Here is an 18,775-nt window from a genome sequence, read left to right as displayed (position 1 = left end):
GCGTAGACGCCCTTTTGTTTTGCATACAGCTAAACAGTTTGGATCTTGGTAGATCAAATCGTACTGGATTTAGTCGCGTAGGTAGATCAACCAATACAACATACCAACAAACACGCCACCGCCGATGATATTACCTAACGTTACTGGGATGAGGTTATTCACAATAAACGTCATCAGGTTCAAATCAGCAAACTCTGCTGGTGTCGAGCCAATGGCTTGCCAAAACTCAGGCGACGCGAGATTTTTGATGCCAATCGCCATCGGTACTTGAAACATGTTTGCGATACAGTGTTCAAAACCGGCAGAAACAAACATCGCCACTGGCAATACCATCACGATGATCTTATCAGTCAGTGTGCGACCACTGAACGTCATCCATACTGCAACACAGACTAATACGTTACACATGATGCCAAGTGCTACCGCTTGCCAAAAGTCGTGGTGAAGCTTGTGCTGCGCAATGTGCATAGTGTTAAGGCCAACCTGACCACCATCAAACATGTATTGCTTAGCGGTCAGCATAATACCGACTAGGAACAACGCACCTAGCATGTTACCAACATAAACCAGCATCCAGTTTTTAAACAGAGCACGCCAGGTAATTTTGCCACTTGCTCTTGCCACAAGGGTCAACACTGAGCTGGTAAACAGTTCACCACCGGTAATGATGACCAGAACCAAACCCAAACTAAACGCAAGGCCACCAAGAAAACGAGTCAGCCCCCAAGGTAGGTCGCCGGCTCCTGTCGTAATGGTGGTGTAAAAAATAAACGCAATACCAATATGCAGACCAGCAGTGATTGCTAACAGGAAAGACTTCATCGGATCTTTTGTCGCTTTACCTACGCCAGCTTCTGCTGCACGCTCTGCCATTTGAGGAGGCAGCAGCGCATCAAATTGATTGATTTCCATTTTCTCTTACATATTTTGTGACAATTAAAACGGGCGCGGATAATCACCCCAATCCATCAATAAATCAAGATTTATTTGGCAGCAAAATGTTATTTACCAGATATAGTGGTTAGTTAAAAATGAGCGCGTAGGATAAAACGTCTTTCATTTAGTAAGTTAGCGAATTACTTGCTTGAAGGTAGGATTGGAGATTGGAAGCAAAAAGCGCCGCAATCGCGGCGCTTCGTAGAACTTATTCAGCTTGTTCTTGAAGGGCGCTGACCAACTTTTTCAGCGTCTCTATTTCAGCTCGATTTTGCGCAGCCACATCTTGGGCTACGTGAGCATCCTCAGATGATACAACAGTCTCACTCCGCTGCTGAAGTAGTGCTATTTGCTGTTTCAGCAATGCGTTTTCCTTCTTAAGCGCAAGGGTGTTGTCTGCTGCCTTCAATCGTTCTACATCATGAGCAATGCGATTTGACTGCGCTGATAACGATTGATCGCGATAATCATTGCCTTTCGCGGCAGAGGAAATGTGGTGCATTCGAGATTCTGCCTCAAGCACAAACGGCTCAAACTGAGACTTCTCGACATTGATCAGTTTCGTCACTTCTTGTACAACGGACTCTAAGCGTCGAAACTGAAAGTCAATTCGTTCCACTTGCTCATCAATCTCGACAAACGCGCGAGGTGATTGAGTGACGAACTCAGACAGTTCTTTAATGCCCTGATCCACATAACCATAACTCACCGGCGCTAAGATGTTGTAACGAGCGCTCGCTAATGTCGCAAGCTTTTGCTCTAATGGTTTAACGTACTTTGCATCAATCACACGCACCTCAAGGGCTTTAGCGTGATTGAGAAAGCGCTCTTGATAGCTCGTCGCAAGATCCACTTCCGATACCACTAAGTGCTCAAACAGTCGCTGATAATCACGGCTGAGAGTATTCATCGCATGCTTAAAGTAACGGCTTGCTTCTATCTTTTGCAGGTAAGCCATTTCCGTCATAGCTGGAGCTAAAAGCTCATCGGCCTGAGTCTTCAAGCCTTGAATCGCTCGATAGTTGTACTCAACGGTATTAATGCGGTCTCGAAATCCGACGGCGTAAGTCTCACTGGAGAACACCGAGTGCTTGTTGTCAATTTGATTGGGATCTTTGCGGATCTCAATAAATAAGTCATGAGCACTTTTCCAAGATGACATCATTTCTCGGTAATTTTCTGGGGCATAGATGCGTAGCGATTCTGCACCCTCCAACGCTTTCGACCAGTACGTATAGGTCGCCGTCAGCTGCTCAAATTCTTTATTACGCGTCAGCTCTAGCTCTTTTGGACTTAAATTCGCCCTTGCATCATTTACTGGCGGCGTACTCGCACAAGAGGCCACGCCCAAAACACACAGTAATACCACAATTAAATTGCGCGTAGACATCTACTCTCCTAATCTGGGACAACACATCCCGTAAGCCTGCTCTCAAGCGTGCAGCAAGCAAAAACAACTCACTATATTCAAATTCATCACTAAATACATCTCGGCGCATTCTAACCGGTTATATTTCATTCACTTAGTACGAAATTTTTACCAATTCTTACTAGAAGGCGGCGCAAGCTAACACTTTCCTCACTCAGCGATTGTCAATGTGCGATTTCCCCACTATGTTGATCGAAGAAACCAAACCAAGAGGCAAGTCTATGAAATTCACGCCTGAGCATCTCGCAGAGATGAACCTATTACTTCAATTTGATATCAGCAGCGCAGCAACCGGTATCAAGGTGCACCACGATGCTACTGAAGACATGCAAAAAGCAGTCCAAAGACTGTATGAGAAAGGACTTTGTACTCTGCCAGACGGTGGATACTTAACAGACGAGGGTATAGAGATCGCAGAACATGCGGATAAAATCTTGCGAGTGCTGAGTTCATAAACACTCTAATGCTTGCGGCGGCGCCTTGCTGCCGCTCTAGTTTGGCTGAATTAACACAAGTGGCAATCACAAACCAACTTATGAATCACAAAACAACCTCCTCTATTACTCGCCCAGCATTTAACGCGTAACCCTTTGTTTTGAATAAGCATCTTATAGTTTATTACTTTCTGTTTTCACCGCCCAAGGTAACATAGACACCAATCGCTGGTATGGTACCCACTTGTCATAACCCCAATTAAATGCAGCGGTATAGAAAAGAAAGAACACCAAGAATCCAGCCTCAATAACGAGCGCAGTCCCCAGCGTGACACCCAATGCCCATGCGACAACGGGAATCGTAAAGATGATCAGCCCTCCTTCAAAACCCAACGCATGCCCCATTCTTACCGCATAACTTCTTTCTGTTCTGCAGCCCGATACCAACTTGTCAAAAAGCACGTTGTAGACGTAATTCCAAATGACAGTGAAGAAACTCATACCAATACCCACTGCTATCATCGAAGTAGACTTAGTACCTGCTACCACAGAAGCAGCAGAAATTATGATACTCAAAGCGATAGCTTCGAACAGCACTGCATGGAAGATTCTTTCCCTTATACTCATATAATTACGCCTTAGCTTGACAATCAGGACTAGCAATAGGCGCATTATCAATTATGCTTAAAGGCATAGATAGTTAGGTAACATCAGGAAAACTGATATGTTGAGCATAGAACAAATTGAAGCTTTCATCACGACAGTAGAAGCGGGCTCATTTTCAGGTGCGGCGCGAAGATTAGGCAAAGTACAATCTGCAGTGAGTCAGAATATTATGAATCTTGAAATTGACTGTGGGGTTGAATTATTTGATCGAAGAGGTCGCTATCCTGTTCTGACTGAAGCGGGAGAAAAGCTACTGCCTTACGCAAGAGCCGCTATGGTTCAACACGGTCGACTCGCCGAACGTGTTGATAGTTTGACACAAAAAGAGCTCCAACCTATCGTCCTGACCATTGATGAAGGTATCCCTATTGACTGGATCACTCCTATTATCAAAGCGTTATCAGAGGAATTTCCGAGACTGGAGTTGGAACTGCTCTTCGCGTCCAGCTGCGATGCGATTGAAATGGTACAAACAGGAAGAGCCACGTCCGCTATTATTCATGAAGATCTTTCCGTACCCTTTTCTCTGGATTTTGAAAGCATTGGCTCACTACAGTTTGATGTTTATGTCTCAGCTACACACCCACTCGCAAAGACCGTCACCCCACACCTAGAAATGTTGAGCTTACATCGTCAACTATCGATCAGTTCGCGCAACAACAAAACTAGCAGCTTACACCATGCGCTAAGCCCAGATATCTGGTATTCAGACAGCTATCAAATGCTACTCGAATGGTGCATTGCTGGCTTAGGGTGGACATACATTCCAAGCTACCTAGCAAGATCCGCAATAGAGCAAGGCATGATTGTTCCGATTCCGGTGGAGTTTGAGAAAATCTCTGCCATGATAAACGTCAGTATTATTCAGCACTCGAGTAAGAGTAGTGATCGAGGTCACCGCCGTTTAAGAGAATTGCTGAAGCAGAGTTTCAAGGAGGGTTGATATGAACCAGAATAATGTCGTCATCATTGGCGCTGGATGGCTTGGTTTATCCCTAGCAAAAGCGCTAAACAACAAAGGTTACCAGGTCACCGCGACACGGACGACAGAGCAAGGAGTCAGCGAGCTCGCACATCATGGTATCGACAGCTTCGTGCTCAATTTAGCCGAACTTACCAATGACGATAAAAAGCTCGCCACCCTAGAGCACCTAAGAGGATTGAGTGCGGATACTCTGATAGGCTGCTTCCCCCCCGGTTTTCGAACAGGTGGCGGTGCACTCTACGCTTCTCAATGGGACACCCTATGTCAATTAGCCAAAGCTTCTGACGTCAGCAAAATCATTATGGTGAGCTCGACATCCGTTTACCCTGACAGAGCCGAGGTAATGACCGAAGACATGGCTCGCCTGCCGATTGCAAAAGGCCGCGAAGACTTTAGCGCTAAAGCAAAAATCATGTTGACGGCCGAAGAGTACGTTCGAAACTCGACGCTCGATTACGCCATTGTCCGTTGCAGCGGCTTATTTGGTCCGAACCGTCATCCATCACGCTTTGCTTCTAAGCTCAAAAGTGTCAGTGACCAAGCAACGGCCAATATGCTTCATCTCGACGATGCAATAGGCTCGATCCTATTTGCCGTTGAAAACATCAGTGCTAGTGTCGTCAATGCCACCACACCCACATCCTGCGACAAGGTGACGTTTTACCGAGCGGCATTAAGAGCAGCGGGTCTGGACACATCGCTCAATTTAGTGAACTCAACACCGGACAAGACCATCTCTAGTGAAAAACTGCAAAACTTGGGATATCACTTTAAATACCAAAGTACCTTGGATGCTTTGTAATCACTGACAAAAAAAGAGCCACATTAAGTGGCTCTTTTTCATGAATAACTTTTTATCAATAAGTAGCAGATATTACTTACCGAGTGCTTCTTTATAGTGCTGACGACAAACCGATACATACTTATCGTTACCACCGATAGAAACTTGGTCACCTTCTGCAATCGCGTTACCGTGTTCGTCGGTACGGATCACCATGTTCGCTTTGCGTCCACAGTGACAAATCGTTTTTAGCTCAACCAGCTTGTCCGCCCACGCCAGAAGGTGTTTACTGCCTTCAAAAAGCTCACCCAAGAAGTCGGTACGCAAGCCATAGCAAAGCACAGGAATATTTAACTTATCCACCACTTCAGTGAGCTGGTACACCTGCTGCTTGGATAAGAACTGGCACTCATCGATCAAAATACAATGTCTTAGGGTTTCAGCATTAATCGCCGCAATCTCATCAAAAAGATTCGTCTCAGCACGAAACAGTTGAGCTTCCGACTGCAGACCAATACGAGAGCTGACTTTTCCGCTACCATAGCGATCGTCCAGCGCTGCAGTATAGATAAGTGGCGTCATACCACGCTCTTGATAGTTAAAAGAAGATTGAAGAAGAGTCGTCGATTTACCCGCATTCATTGCTGAGTAATAGAAGTACATCTGAGCCAAAACGTATCACCAAAATTAGAAACTAAAAAGAAGCCCTAGCAAGCTAGGGCTGTCAAAACGGTTATTTACGACGCCATGTCGTGCCTTCAGGGCCATCTTCCAAGATGATGCCCAGCTCGTTCAGCTTATCACGGGCCAAATCAGCATTCGCCCAATCTTTCGATGCACGCGAGTCATTGCGAAGTTTGATCAGCGCTTCGATTTCCGCCACTTCGTCGTCGTCACCCGCATCACCTTTAAGGAAGGCTTCTGGATCTTGATGCAAAATACCGATGATGTCTGCCAGTTCACGCAGTAGCGCACCAAGCTGACTTGCTTCTGCCATATCAACCGTTTTCAGACGGTTAATCTCACGCGCCATGTCAAACAACACTGAGTAGGCTTCTGGAGTATTGAAGTCATCGTTCATCGCTGTTGTAAAGCGAGTCACATAGTCTTCGCCGCCAGTAGGCTCAGCATTTACATCCAAACCACGTAGTGACGTGTATAGACGCTCAAGTGCTGAACGCGCTTGGTTTAGGTTATCTTCACTGTAGTTAAGCTGGCTACGGTAGTGACCAGACATTAGGAAGTAACGAACCGTTTCTGCATCGTAGTGACCAAGAACGTCTCGAATAGTAAAGAAGTTGCCTAGCGACTTGGACATTTTTTCTTTGTCTACCATCACCATGCCACTGTGCATCCAAGTGTTCACGTACTGTGTGTCGTGTGCACAGCAAGACTGAGCAATCTCATTCTCGTGGTGTGGGAATTGAAGATCTGAACCGCCACCGTGGATATCGAAGTGGTCACCAAGAATCGATGAGTTCATTGCAGAACACTCGATGTGCCAACCTGGACGGCCTGCGCCCCACGGTGATTCCCATGTAGGTTCTCCTGGCTTAGACATTTTCCAAAGTACGAAATCAAGTGGACTGCGTTTTGCGCTTTCTACGTCTACTCGAGCACCTGCTTGCAACTGATCTAGATCTTGCTTAGACAGCTTGCCGTACTCGTCAAACTTACCCACTTCAAACATCACATCGCCATTATCAGCAACGTAAGCAAATCCGCGCTCAATGAGCTTTTCAACCAGCGCAATGATCTCTGCAATGAACTCTGTCGCGCGAGGCTCAATGTCTGGGCGCTTCATATTCAATGCATCGAAGTCTGCGTGCATTTCACCAATTAGGCGCTCGGTTAGCGACTCACAAGACTCACCATTTTCGTTAGCACGCTTGATGATTTTGTCATCGATATCCGTGATGTTACGCACAAATGTTAAGTCATAACCGACGTAACGCAGGTAACGAGATACCACATCGAATGAAACAAAAGTACGACCGTGACCGATGTGACAGAGATCGTAAATAGTGACCCCACAGACATACATGCCGACTTTGCCCGCATGAATAGGTTTGAATTCCTCTTTTTGTCGTGTCAGTGTGTTGTATATTTTTAACATGATCTCTATCTGAACTATTACGTTTAAAATGTATCGGCGATTATAACCATAAAGCTCCGCAGAATGGAGCCAATAAGCAAAGAAATCTCGGCTTTTTACGGCAGTTTTTGCGACCAACCGTATCCGTTGTATAAAAAGCGCTCCTTTTATTGAAGATATCCCGCTTTCTACTATTGCTTGTACAGGGAGTTAAGCTAGAATCATGGCTTCAAAATAGAAAAATGGAATAGGTATTCATCATGATCACCCTTCACACTAATTTCGGCGACATCAAAATTCAATTGAACGAAGAAAAAGCACCAGAAACAAGTGCAAACTTCCTACAATACTGCCGCGATGGTTTCTACGACAACACGCTTTTCCACCGTGTTATCGACGGTTTCATGATCCAAGGTGGTGGCATGACGTCTGGTCTTAAAGAAAAGGCAACTCGTGCTCCAATTAAAAACGAAGCAAACAACGGCCTAAGCAACAAAGTAGGTACTTTGGCTATGGCACGTACTATGGAACCGCACTCTGCGAGCTCTCAGTTCTTCATCAACGTAAACGACAACACTTTCCTAGACTTCCGCTCTGAGAGCCTAGACGGTTGGGGTTACTGTGTATTCGCAGAAGTTGTTGAAGGCATGGACATCGTTAACAAGATCAAAGGTGTGAGCACAGGTTCTATGGGTATGCACCAGGACGTACCTCTAGAAGAAGTGATCATCACTGGTTCTACGATTCAAGAGTAATCGTTAAAAGGGAGGGCTTGCCCTCCCTTGCTATATATTATGACAACATTATTCATTTCTGACTTACACCTTTCCCCTCAGTTACCCAAAACCACGGATTGCTTTGTTAAGTTCATGCGCGAAGAAGCCATACACGCAGATGCATTGTATGTACTCGGTGACCTGTTTGAGTTTTGGATTGGTGACGATGACCCTTCACCTTTTGCCGCTCAGATTAAGCAAGAGTTCCTTACCCTGACCCAGCGCGGCGTAGATACGTACTTTATTCAGGGCAATCGCGACTTTTTGTTGGGAAAACGTTTTTGTAAAGCAACCGGTATTACCCTACTCGATGAACATACTGTCATCGACCTCTACGGTAAGAAAGCAGTGATACTGCATGGGGATACGCTATGTACTGATGACGTACGTTACCAAAAGTTTCGCGCCAAAGTGCATATGCCTTGGCTGCAATGGCTATTTAATCGCCTCCCCTTCTTTACGAGACGGCGTATTGCGAATAAAATCCAGGGCGATATCAAAGAGGTTAAGTCAAGTAAGTCACTAGACATAATGGACGTGAACCAAGGTGAGGTAGAAAATCTGCTTCGCGAGACCGGTACAGACCTTATGATTCACGGGCACACACATCGTCCGGGGACACATGAGTTTACCGTTAAAGGCCAACCCACAACAAGAATTGTGCTCGGCGACTGGTATCAACAAGGCTCGGTATTGGTGTGTGAGCCTGAATCACAGCGTCTAGAGCGCCGTTTTTTTAGCAAACCATGAACTACCCCTCGAAATTCCAATAGTTTCATAGTCAAAGAAAGTAATTAGACGTTACTATGAGTCAACGTTTTTGAGATCATCATGCAAAATTTGAAATACTCGTACATCGCTAGACAACCTATCTTGGATAGCGAACAAAAAACTGTTGGCTATGAACTGCTTTTTCGGGACGGGCCCAACAATACCTTTCCAGATATTGACCCAGAACTGGCTACTAACCGCCTTCTTTCTGAGCACTTTCTCGCCACACATTACAGTACGATAGGCGATAAACTAGGCTTCGTAAACTTTCCTTACCAAAGCTTAGTAAATTTAGTTCCGACCCTATTTCCCAAAGACAACCTAGTTATCGAGATTTTAGAAAGCTGTGAACCAACTGCTGAGTTGCTTGCTGCGATTAAGAAAATGTCTCAAGCAGGTTACACCATCGCTTTGGATGATTTTGTCCCACGCAAAGAATGGTTACCGTTCTTGCCATATACATCAATTATCAAAATTGATATTCGCCAGTACTCGCTCCAAAAGGCCGAAGCACTCATCGAAAAGTTGCGTCCTCACAATATTACTTTTTTAGCAGAGAAAGTTGAAACCTATGAAGAATTTGAACTGGCTAAGCAGGTCGGCTTTGACCAGTTTCAGGGCTACTTCTTTAGTCGTCCTCAGTTGATTCGTCGCAAGCAAATCAAACCGTCTTTTTTAACAGTGGTTCAGCTTTGCAAAGAGATTGCCAACCAAGACATTAATTACGATGAGCTTGAACGACTGATCTCCCTTGATGTCACCTTATCTTACAAACTGCTGACGTTTGTGAATGCCTCGTATCTTATCCGCTCAGAAATCAAATCGTTTAAACAAGCGTTGGTGTATCTGGGTGAAGAGAGACTGCGTAAATTTATCTCCTTAGTCGCGATTACTTCTACTCAAGATGACAAACCAGATAGCCTCTACAGCTTGTCGATTCAACGAGCACGCTTTTGTGAGCTATTGTTGCGTGACATGAACACGAATCTCGACGAGGGTCTCGGCTTTCTCACAGGTATGTTTTCGTTACTAGACTCGCTGTTTGATCAACCTTTGGAAGAGTTGGTTGAAAAGATGCCTATCGACCATATGGTCAAATCAGCGTTAGTGACTAAGCAAGGCAAGCTTGGCAATATTCTGTCCTTGGTAAAAGCGTATGAGAATGCCGACTGGACAACCGTTATTGCTTATCGAGATAAGCTCGGCATCAGTGACGAAAAACTTGCGAAGCATTATGATAACGCCATTAAGTGGACTGAAGACCTACTAGCAATTGAGTCCGAATACCACGTTCACGCGTAAGCGTTCAACACCAAATCAAAGACCGAACATGAAACCATGCTACTGCGGCAGCAACAAAAACTATGACGTGTGTTGCCAACCTATTCACCAAGACGTCACGCTAGCCAAACACCCTGAACAACTGATGCGTGCTCGCTACAGTGCACACCTCACCAAAAACGTCGACTTTGTAATCGCAACATACCATCCAAGCTGTCAGGCTGAGAATGAGCGGGAAGCAATCGCTGACTCTATTAACAGCGACTGGCGAAAGCTTGAGGTCACCAGCAGTGAGAATGGCAGCAATGAAAACGAGGGTTATGTCAGCTTTCGCGCTTTTCTCAGAGACGGTGGTTATGAGTACTGCCTCGCAGAGCGCTCCCGCTTCTTATTTGAACAAGGACAGTGGTTTTACGTCGATGGTAAAATCGATGACAGCATTCCTCCTAAACCGCTGACCGTTGAGTCACTGAAAGTAGGCCGCAACGACCCATGTCCGTGTGGTAGCGGTAAAAAACACAAAAAGTGCTGTGGCTAACAAGCCATAATCTGAAGCCGAGTTTACAAGTTGAAAAAGGTCGCGTTGTGCGACCTTTTCTATGATTGGTGATTTAACGTTGGTACGCTTTGAACTGATTGGTTAATGGATCATACTGATAGCCGAGCATATCCAGTTTGCCCACCACTCCCTCTACGTCCATTTCATACATGCTAACTAAGTCGTCAAACGAGTCGCACTCAAGACGCAATTTTTCGTTGACGATACCAAGCAAAATAATACTGTCAAAACCGCTCACATTACTTAGATCCATAACCACACTCCATAAAAAAAGCTAGCCTTTAAAGACTAGCTGTTTATTACGGAATAGAAAGTGACTTGGTTTACAGTTCGAGGTTTACGTCTCAAGCAAGCCAGTAAAGCTGTAATAAACCAATATTGGTCACCAAAAGGCTGAGAAATGCGACCGCAAGCTGACCTTTCGCTGGAGCTTGATGACGAATAATATGCCAGCTCCAAATCACCACGCCAGCCATCAACATGAGCAAAGAGATAATCACCGCTGGAGTGTAGTTAGCAACGACCTCAGGCTCCCACTGATAAGCATTCAGCACAAAACTCAATGCCAATAACATAGCAAAAACAACGCCTGATACAGGTAAAATGCGATGAAAGGCCTGAAGCCGTGTTTTAGCCATGGTTAACAGTAAATGGGCGAATGCTGCGCCCAACAACAATCCAGCGCTGGCAAGTGACAACGACTGAGCAAGATTTGGCTGTTGTGAGATTAAAATCACCGAGAATGTCATCGCCATACCATTAGCAAGATGCAACGCCCAAAAAGGTCCTTTCTCTCGCGTCTTTCCTGTTTGAATTTTGGAATAAAAATAAAAGAGAGCAAACACCACCAAGAAGGCTTCGATCTTTAAAGAAGCGATAGCAAGCCAAAGTATGCCGATTGCCGGCAAAAGCTTGTGAATTCGGCCCCTCTGCCCCGGGCAAATGTCGCCCTTTGCTAAAATAAGGGTAAGTACAAGCATCGCTACGGCAAGTGCCGGAGCAAGTAATGTCAAAACAGCGGTAATCATGGGTATGAGTTCAAAGCAAAAATCATTGGCGCTGATGATATATCAGCTTGAGGACGAATGCCATTGACTCGTCGTGTACTAAAATAACCACACTTTGTTTGGGCTTTGAAGTCACTGGAATTGAAGTATATAATGCCCGCCTTCAAAACTAGAGGTTAAAATATGCACAACGACATTACCCCAATCCATGAGCACAAAAAATACTGGGCGGAATGCTTTGGTATTGCTCCTTTTTTGCCCACCAGCAGAAAAGAGATGGACGCCCTTGGATGGGACAGCTGTGACATCATTATTGTCACGGGCGATGCGTATGTGGATCATCCTAGTTTTGGTATGGCTATCATTGGTCGCTTGCTTGAAGCACAAGGCTTCCGCGTCGGTATCATTGCTCAGCCAGATTGGAGCAATAAAAATGACTTCATGAGCCTCGGCAAACCGAATCTCTTCTTCGGTATCACTGCTGGCAACATGGACTCTATGATCAACCGCTATACCGCGGATAAAAAACTGCGCCACGACGATGCTTACACACCAAACAACGAAGGGGGTAAACGTCCAGACCGTGCAACACTTGTTTATTCTCAGCGTTGCCGAGAAGCCTACAAAGAAACCCCTATCGTACTGGGTGGTATTGAGGCTAGCTTGCGTCGTATTGCTCACTACGACTATTGGTCAGATAAAGTTCGTCGCTCAGTACTATTTGATGCCAAAGCGGACATCCTGCTGTTTGGTAACGCCGAACGAGCGCTCGTAGAGGTCGCACACCGGTTGGCTGATGGTGAAAGCGTCACTGACATGACCAATATTCGCGGCACCGCAGTCAACTTAGCCGCAGAGCCTGAGCAATACACCATCATTGACTCATCGCGTATTGAAAAGCCGGGTAAGGCATTCGTGCCGCAAAACCCATACAAGGTGGAGTCAAACTGCGATACCAATAAATCAGAAACCGAGGCTGAAGCGAAACCGATTACCATTCGCCCATCTCGTCATGATGCTGCCTCAACGGCAGTGCGCTTGCCACCCTTCGAGAAGCTCAACAATGACCGTATTCTTTACGCTCATGCTAGCCGCGTTATGCACCTTGAGACCAACCCGTATTCGGGCCGTGCACTGATTCAACGCCATGGCAACCGCGAGCTTTGGGTAAACCAAGCACCGATCCCGCTCTCCACAGAAGAGATGGATTACGTGTTTGGCCTGCCATACGCGCGTGTTCCTCACCCTAAATATGGTAAAGCCAAGATCCCTGCCTACGACATGATCAAGACCTCGGTTAACATTATGCGTGGCTGTTTTGGTGGTTGTTCGTTCTGCTCGATCACTGAGCACGAAGGACGTATCATTCAAAACCGCTCACAAGAGTCAATTATTGGTGAGCTTGAAGAGATCCGCGACAAAGTACCGGGCTTCACTGGAACCATCTCCGATCTTGGCGGCCCAACGGCCAACATGTATCGCTTGGGCTGCTCTGATCCAAAGGCCGAAGCCAACTGTCGTCGTCCTTCATGTGTCTTCCCGGGTATCTGTAACAAGCTCAACACAGATCATAAACACACCATCGATCTATACCGCGCAGCACGTAAAGTCGATGGCGTGAAAAAAGTCATGATCGCCTCTGGTGTTCGTTATGACTTGGCCATTGAATCTCCAGAGTACGTTCGTGAACTGGTGACCCACCACGTCGGTGGCTATCTAAAGATCGCACCAGAGCATACGGAAAAAGGTCCTCTGGATCTGATGATGAAGCCAGGCATGGGGACCTATGACCGCTTCAAAGAGATGTTTGAAAAATACAGCGCCGAAGCGGGTAAGAAACAGTACCTGATCCCATACTTCATCTCTGCTCACCCAGGGACGGAAGATGAAGACATGCTCAACCTAGCGCTGTGGCTGAAAAAGAACAACTTTGAGTGTGACCAGGTTCAGAACTTCTATCCGTCACCAATGTGTAATGCAACCTCCATGTATTACTCAGAAACGAACCCACTGAAACGCGTCAAGTACAAGAAACGTGAAGACTTGCCAGTGGCCAAGGGTGAACGTCAGCGCCGTTTGCACAAAGCCTTGTTGCGTTATCACGATCCAGACAACTGGTCACTGATCCGTGAAGCATTGGTTAACATGGGTAAACAATACCTCATTGGTGATAAACCGAGCTGCTTGGTGCCGGCTGAAGATGTCGATTCACGCACACCAGCGCAGCGCCGTAAATCCGGCCGTCACGGTGCGAATCGATTTGCTACCAAGCACACCAAGGGGCAACCAGATATCCGAACCGATGGTCAGCGCCGCAAGAAACCAGGTCAACGCCCCGCGGGTAGTCAGAACCAAGGTCATGGCACTCAGGGTCATAGTGCTCACGGTAATGGTACTAAAGGCCCTGGCAAACAAGGTAACGGTAAACCAAACAGCAAACCAAATGGTCAGCAAAGATCAGGCGGAAAGCCAGCTGGTAAACCAAATGGTAAAGGCGCACCTAAACGCCGTGCGCGTGCTTAACGCTAGCGATTCCAGCATTTAGCGAATTGTAGTTTCATAAAAGAGAGTCACTTGTGGCTCTCTTTTTCTGTCCGCTCTCAATCCTATCTCTATGCCAATTCTCAATCTGATTTTGATTGTCAAAATGATAAAACACGTTTACCACATCAAGAAATAAACGTAACTAATTGTATTTATTGTATTTAAATTTAGGCACGGCTGTTGCAATACAGAGGTATCAAACAAACTTCTGAGGCAGGGTTATGGCACATTATCTAATTACAATTCCTAAAGCGACCAACCAAGCAGTCGGCATGACTAACACGGCCAATGATGGCGAACTGGATAGTGCGACCATTTGGGTTCTTGGCCATAAAACCGTGATTTGTTGGGGCGACCCAGCCAGCGCTGCTAGTGATGCTGACATCATCGCTGATGTGAGTCTAAACCGCAGCCAATCTTATTGGGGTCGCAGTTGGATTGTTGTCGATAACGATGAGCAAACTGTACAAGCATGCACAGATCGTCTTGGCATCTTCCCAGTTTGGGTTTGCGAACATCAACACAGCACTGCACTTTATACCAGTCGTCAAGCGCTTAGCACCTTTACGCAGCACCAACCCAAAACGTCGAGCGCTCAACGCACGTTAGTGGCGTTCGGCCAGTTGTTTGATGAGCAAACCTTATGGGATGAGATCCACTGCCTCAATGGGAACACAACGGTCACCATAGATTCAGAGCGCACCAACGTCGAATCTCATCAAGACACCCCAATTTTAGGTAACGACATCACCCGCTTTGACGATGCATTGGAAGCCTTTGTTGAAGCCGTTCGCGAAGCGTTTAACTGTGGCAGTGAGCCAATAGTGTCATTAAGTGGCGGGCTCGACTCTCGCCTGATTCTGTCTGCTGCCACAGCGCTAGGCAAAAAGCCAACGACGCTAACCTATGGCTCACCTCTCTCTAGTGACCATCAAATTGCCAAAACCCTTGCCGAGTGTGCAGGGCTTCGTTTGATTACTGGAAACGAGTTCGCGACACCAACTGACCCTAGCACCATTCAACGTGTCGCAGATCTCGGCAATGGTGAAGTCCCTCTTCATCATGCCCATTCGATTCTTGATTCTTCACTGTTGGCACAAACCTCTGGGCGCATGCTTCTGACTGGCACTGGTGCTGAAGTAGCAAGGGCATTTTACTACGACCGTGGTTTTCCCGGCTTTAGTATCTTTGGTCAAGGCATGGTAGGTCACACATCACTGATGGAGCGGGCTAAGCGTTACATTCGAGAGGAATATTCGAAATCAGCCACACCCTTTTTCAACTATGCGCCTCAATACAAAGAAGCAATGCTCAATGTCCTAAATAGAATCATTGAACGTCACGCCCATCAATTTGATACACCAGCACGTTTTTTGGACAACTTCTATCTACAAAATCGAGTGGTTCGCTTTGTCGCTTGCGGCCAACAAATGTTAGATTCGTACTACCTTCGCAGCCATCCATTTCTCAACAAAGATGCGCTGTATCAGATTGCTCACTTACCAGTCCGCTATAAACTCGCAAGTCGCTTCCATCGAAAAGCGATACAGAAACTGTCTCCAAAGCTTGCCAATATTCGCTGGGACAAAACAGATCAGCCGCTTAGCCACGGATTACCACTTAGCTATCGCTACCCAGCATTGACGAGCCGCCTAGGCATTGAAAACTGGGGCAAAAACAGCACGCCAATGTACAACTACAGCGAGCTAGCAAAGCACTTATCTCGTGGCACCATTGAGCGCAGCTTGCGTCAGATGAACTGCCTGAACAACATCAAAGATGATCAGTCATGGCAACGCGTTCAGCAACATTTACCGACTCTAGGCTTTAGCGCGGTTTGGTCACCATCGAAGCCGCTAACCGCTATTCAATCCATCACTGGCGCATAGGAGCAAGCAATGAAGACTCTAGGTTACGTACTCAGCGACTTCCCTGTTCTGTCAGAAACCTTCGTCGGTACAGAGATACGTGCGATGGAAGCACTGGGGTATCAAGTGAAGCCCTTTGCCTTCAACATCCATCAAAATGGTGGTCAGCCTGTTGATAAGCCGCTGCTTGATAAGGCCATTGCGCTTTCTAGCATTAGCAGTTTTTCGGCTCTTGCCATTTGGCTTCGTAACCCATTCAGAAGCGTCAAAGCGCTGTCATTCATTGTTCGTCAAAATGGCCTTCCAAAAAAATCACTGATACGCAGTGCAGGACAACTCGCACGAGTGGCAATAGAGAATGACTGTGACCACCTTCATGCTCATTTTGCTCTGCATACCGCGGCGACAGCGATTGCAGCAAGCAAGCTTTCAGGTTGCCAAGTCTCTTTCGTCGGCCACGGTTACGATGTTTATGCGCGCCCGGCCGACTTGGCCCTTAAGCTCGAATCTTCCAGCTTTTCAGTCTGCGTTTGTGAAGATATGTGTAACCAATTTCTAGAGCTTGCACCTAATCATCCAGTGCATTTAGTTGAATGCGGCATAGAGCTTAGCCGCTACCCATTTCATCCTCGCCAACATCACAATGGGCGGTTACTTTTTGTTGGCCGCCTCACAGAGAAAAAAGGGCTGGTTGATCTTCTTCAAGCCATCGCGTTACTTCCAGATGATGAACGTCCCATGTTGGATCTTGTCGGTGATGGTGAACAGAAATCCCTGCTTGTCGCGCTAGCCAATCAGTTGGGCATTGCTGAGCAAGTGCACTTTCTCGGCAGCCGTCCCTCAGAATGGATTATTGATAACGCCGCACACTACTTAGCACTTTGCACTCCTTTTTGTGAAGCGCGTGACGGCGATAGAGACACAGGGCCAGTTGTCGTAAAAGAAGCGATGGCTCTTGGGCTGCCGGTGATTTGTAGTAACTTCATGGGCTGCAAGGAAATGATCGTTGAAGGTACCGGACTGTTAGTACCACCAAAAGATCCCCAAAGTTTGGCGGCCGCCATCGTCAAAACGTATTCACTGACCATCTCACAGCGAATGAGCCAGTTAGACAAAGCGCGAACTCGTGTGACTCGACTTTACAGTGCTCGCAACTCAGCTAAAAAACTGGCCACCGCCATTGAAGGCAACGACCAGTTACAAGGAGCGACACTATGAGCCGCGCTATACAACAGTCGCTCTACTACGCCGCAGGGCTTGTTTTGATGAAAGGCGTATCGTTTATCATGCTGCCGATTGTTGCTGGGGCGCTGTCTACCACGGACTACGGTCAGCTTGATCTATGGCTCTCCATATTAAACGTCGGTGGCATTATCCTTGGTTTTGGTTTGATAGAAGCGCTATACAAGCAAGCTGGAGAGGCAAAAGGCAGCGCGTTTGACACGTTAAACAGCACCGCCACGATTCAACAGCTCATTATCGCCGTCATGGCACTCATCGCTGCCGTACCAATTGGTCTTTTTGTACTGTCCACATGGACACAAATCAGCAGCACAGATTTTATTTTGGTCACGTTGACCCTGATTGTCAGCTGTACCATCAACATGCCGCTAACCTGGCTAAGATTAGTCGACAATGCTCGCTTGTTCTTTTTGCTAACAAGTAGTAAAGCTGTGATTCAAGCCGTTTTAACCTTTGCTTTCTTACATTACGGTTTAGGTTTGACTGGCGTATTGCTCTCCGGTTTACTCTCTTCTCTGTACTTAGCAACCCTTCTGTTAGTCAAACAATGGTGTTCACTTTCATTTAGCTGGGATGCTCAAATAGCTAAGCAAATGAGGCACTATGGGCTACCTCTTATCTTCTCTGGATCACTACTATTTGTTGCAGCAGGTGCTGAGCGCTGGATCTTGGCGGCGTCAGTTGGACTAGAACCATTAGCTCAATACGCTATCGCGATGCAGTTCGCTCTCATTGTTGCCTTTCTGTGTGAACCCCTCACTTTATGGTGGTTTCCAAAACGCTTTCAGATACTCAATGAAGAGAACGGCAAAGCAAAAACCGTACGTATCGCCGAAACTCTTTGCCATACCACTATTTGGTTCGCAATGAGTATCGCACTGTTCGCACCTGTGATTATCGAAAACTGGTTCCCAGCACGCTATCACGAAGCCTCAAAATGGATTCCATGGCTAGCACTGGGCATCGCTTTTAAGCAAATATCCCATACCTTAACCACAGGTTGCTACATTGAGAAGCAGCCCAAAATTGTTCTAAAAATCAATACGATTATGGCACTAGCAGCGCTCACTGCGTTTACCTTATCAAGCTGGCTATTTGGGATCCAAGGCGTTGTGTTTGCCTTTGTCGCGCTCTATGCGCTACGTGCTTACTTGTTTGACCGCGCCAGCCAAAAGCGACTGGTGTTGAATCATCACTACATACAACTTGCTGTTCACCTAGCTTGGGTAACAGGCTTTATTGTTCTAAACCAACTATCACCAATCTATCTGATAGCAGGCTGGTTAGTACAAACTGCCCTATTAAGCTTTTGGCTGATGCAAAACTGGCGACCTAAAGCGAAACAAGCCGACAACGCCATCCACACTGATACGTTCGCTAAACGTTTATAAGGAATTCCAA

18 protein-coding genes are annotated in these 18,775 nt (G+C 46.4%); 11 read left to right on the top strand and 7 right to left on the bottom strand.

The window, feature by feature from the left end:
• Window positions 1–69: 69 nt before the first annotated feature.
• Window positions 70–912, bottom strand: a complete 843-nt coding sequence (focA, locus tag ACJB0T_RS07635; RefSeq protein ID WP_479289468.1) for a formate transporter FocA — start codon at window positions 910–912, stop codon at window positions 70–72.
• A gap of 232 nt (window positions 913–1,144) precedes the next feature.
• Window positions 1,145–2,326 carry a hypothetical protein gene (locus tag ACJB0T_RS07630; RefSeq protein WP_479289467.1) on the bottom strand — a complete coding sequence of 394 codons (1,182 nt, stop codon included), beginning with the start codon at window positions 2,324–2,326 and terminating at the stop codon, window positions 1,145–1,147.
• A gap of 260 nt (window positions 2,327–2,586) precedes the next feature.
• Here ACJB0T_RS07630 and ACJB0T_RS07625 point away from each other — a divergent pair, with 260 nt between their 5' ends.
• The gene (locus ACJB0T_RS07625; RefSeq protein WP_479289465.1) at window positions 2,587–2,820 is read left to right on the top strand and encodes a TIGR02647 family protein; all 234 of its coding nucleotides are present in this window, start codon (window positions 2,587–2,589) and stop codon (window positions 2,818–2,820) included.
• Between the two features lie 153 nt (window positions 2,821–2,973).
• Here ACJB0T_RS07625 and ACJB0T_RS07620 read toward each other — a convergent pair whose 3' ends face one another.
• On the bottom strand, window positions 2,974–3,426 hold the full coding sequence (locus tag ACJB0T_RS07620; protein ID WP_479289463.1) for a PACE efflux transporter: 453 nt from the start codon (window positions 3,424–3,426) through the stop codon (window positions 2,974–2,976).
• Window positions 3,427–3,523: 97 nt separating this feature from the next.
• On the opposite strand from ACJB0T_RS07620, the gene ACJB0T_RS07615 reads away from it, so the two are divergent.
• Both ACJB0T_RS07615 and ACJB0T_RS07610 read left to right on the top strand, forming a co-directional pair.
• On the top strand, window positions 3,524–4,408 hold the full coding sequence (locus tag ACJB0T_RS07615; protein ID WP_479289461.1) for a LysR family transcriptional regulator: 885 nt from the start codon (window positions 3,524–3,526) through the stop codon (window positions 4,406–4,408).
• Between the two features lies 1 nt (window position 4,409).
• Window positions 4,410–5,252 carry an NAD-dependent epimerase/dehydratase family protein gene (locus tag ACJB0T_RS07610; protein ID WP_479289459.1) on the top strand — a complete coding sequence of 281 codons (843 nt, stop codon included), beginning with the start codon at window positions 4,410–4,412 and terminating at the stop codon, window positions 5,250–5,252.
• Between the two features lie 72 nt (window positions 5,253–5,324).
• Here the strand turns inward: ACJB0T_RS07610 and ACJB0T_RS07605 are convergent, their stop codons facing one another.
• Window positions 5,325–5,903: a thymidine kinase gene (locus ACJB0T_RS07605; RefSeq protein WP_479289458.1), complete on the bottom strand. Its 579-nt coding sequence runs from the start codon at window positions 5,901–5,903 to the stop codon at window positions 5,325–5,327.
• 61 nt (window positions 5,904–5,964) lie between these two features.
• Complete coding sequence (gene cysS, locus ACJB0T_RS07600; protein WP_479289456.1) at window positions 5,965–7,347, bottom strand: cysteine--tRNA ligase; 1,383 nt, start codon at window positions 7,345–7,347, stop codon at window positions 5,965–5,967.
• A 239-nt stretch (window positions 7,348–7,586) separates the two neighbouring features.
• Between cysS and ACJB0T_RS07595 the strand changes: the two genes are divergently transcribed.
• The 4 genes from ACJB0T_RS07595 (at window position 7,587) to ACJB0T_RS07580 (ending at window position 10,692) form a co-directional block, all read left to right on the top strand.
• Entirely contained in the window at window positions 7,587–8,081 is a 495-nt protein-coding gene (locus tag ACJB0T_RS07595) for a peptidylprolyl isomerase (RefSeq protein ID WP_042499347.1), read from the top strand.
• A gap of 39 nt (window positions 8,082–8,120) precedes the next feature.
• Complete coding sequence (gene lpxH, locus ACJB0T_RS07590; RefSeq protein ID WP_479289454.1) at window positions 8,121–8,852, top strand: UDP-2,3-diacylglucosamine diphosphatase; 732 nt, start codon at window positions 8,121–8,123, stop codon at window positions 8,850–8,852.
• 90 nt (window positions 8,853–8,942) lie between these two features.
• Window positions 8,943–10,175 (top strand): EAL and HDOD domain-containing protein, encoded by a 1,233-nt coding sequence (locus ACJB0T_RS07585; protein ID WP_479292221.1) that lies wholly within the window; start codon window positions 8,943–8,945, stop codon window positions 10,173–10,175.
• 28 nt (window positions 10,176–10,203) lie between these two features.
• The gene (locus ACJB0T_RS07580; protein WP_479289452.1) at window positions 10,204–10,692 is read left to right on the top strand and encodes a YchJ family metal-binding protein; all 489 of its coding nucleotides are present in this window, start codon (window positions 10,204–10,206) and stop codon (window positions 10,690–10,692) included.
• Between the two features lie 73 nt (window positions 10,693–10,765).
• On the opposite strand, the gene ACJB0T_RS07575 is transcribed toward ACJB0T_RS07580, so the two are convergent.
• Together ACJB0T_RS07575 and ACJB0T_RS07570 are read right to left on the bottom strand one after the other, a co-directional pair.
• Entirely contained in the window at window positions 10,766–10,966 is a 201-nt protein-coding gene (locus ACJB0T_RS07575) for a DUF4250 domain-containing protein (RefSeq protein ID WP_479289450.1), read from the bottom strand.
• A 91-nt stretch (window positions 10,967–11,057) separates the two neighbouring features.
• Complete coding sequence (locus tag ACJB0T_RS07570; RefSeq protein ID WP_479289448.1) at window positions 11,058–11,741, bottom strand: HI_1241 family integral membrane domain; 684 nt, start codon at window positions 11,739–11,741, stop codon at window positions 11,058–11,060.
• A 162-nt stretch (window positions 11,742–11,903) separates the two neighbouring features.
• On the opposite strand from ACJB0T_RS07570, the gene ACJB0T_RS07565 reads away from it, so the two are divergent.
• The 4 genes from ACJB0T_RS07565 (at window position 11,904) to ACJB0T_RS07550 (ending at window position 18,765) form a co-directional block, all read left to right on the top strand.
• Complete coding sequence (locus ACJB0T_RS07565) at window positions 11,904–14,243, top strand: YgiQ family radical SAM protein (RefSeq protein WP_479289446.1); 2,340 nt, start codon at window positions 11,904–11,906, stop codon at window positions 14,241–14,243.
• Window positions 14,244–14,485: 242 nt separating this feature from the next.
• Window positions 14,486–16,153 carry an asparagine synthase-related protein gene (locus ACJB0T_RS07560; RefSeq protein WP_479289444.1) on the top strand — a complete coding sequence of 556 codons (1,668 nt, stop codon included), beginning with the start codon at window positions 14,486–14,488 and terminating at the stop codon, window positions 16,151–16,153.
• Window positions 16,154–16,162: 9 nt separating this feature from the next.
• A complete protein-coding gene (locus ACJB0T_RS07555) occupies window positions 16,163–17,350 on the top strand; it encodes a glycosyltransferase (protein ID WP_479289442.1) in 1,188 nt (395 codons plus the stop codon).
• On the top strand, window positions 17,347–18,765 hold the full coding sequence (locus tag ACJB0T_RS07550) for a lipopolysaccharide biosynthesis protein (RefSeq protein WP_479289440.1): 1,419 nt from the start codon (window positions 17,347–17,349) through the stop codon (window positions 18,763–18,765). Before ACJB0T_RS07555 ends, ACJB0T_RS07550 begins: the two co-directional genes overlap by 4 nt.
• Window positions 18,766–18,775 lie beyond the last annotated feature (10 nt).

Source organism: Vibrio sp. CB1-5 (assembly GCF_059412285.1).
This window is presented reverse-complemented; position numbering and strand designations above follow the sequence as displayed.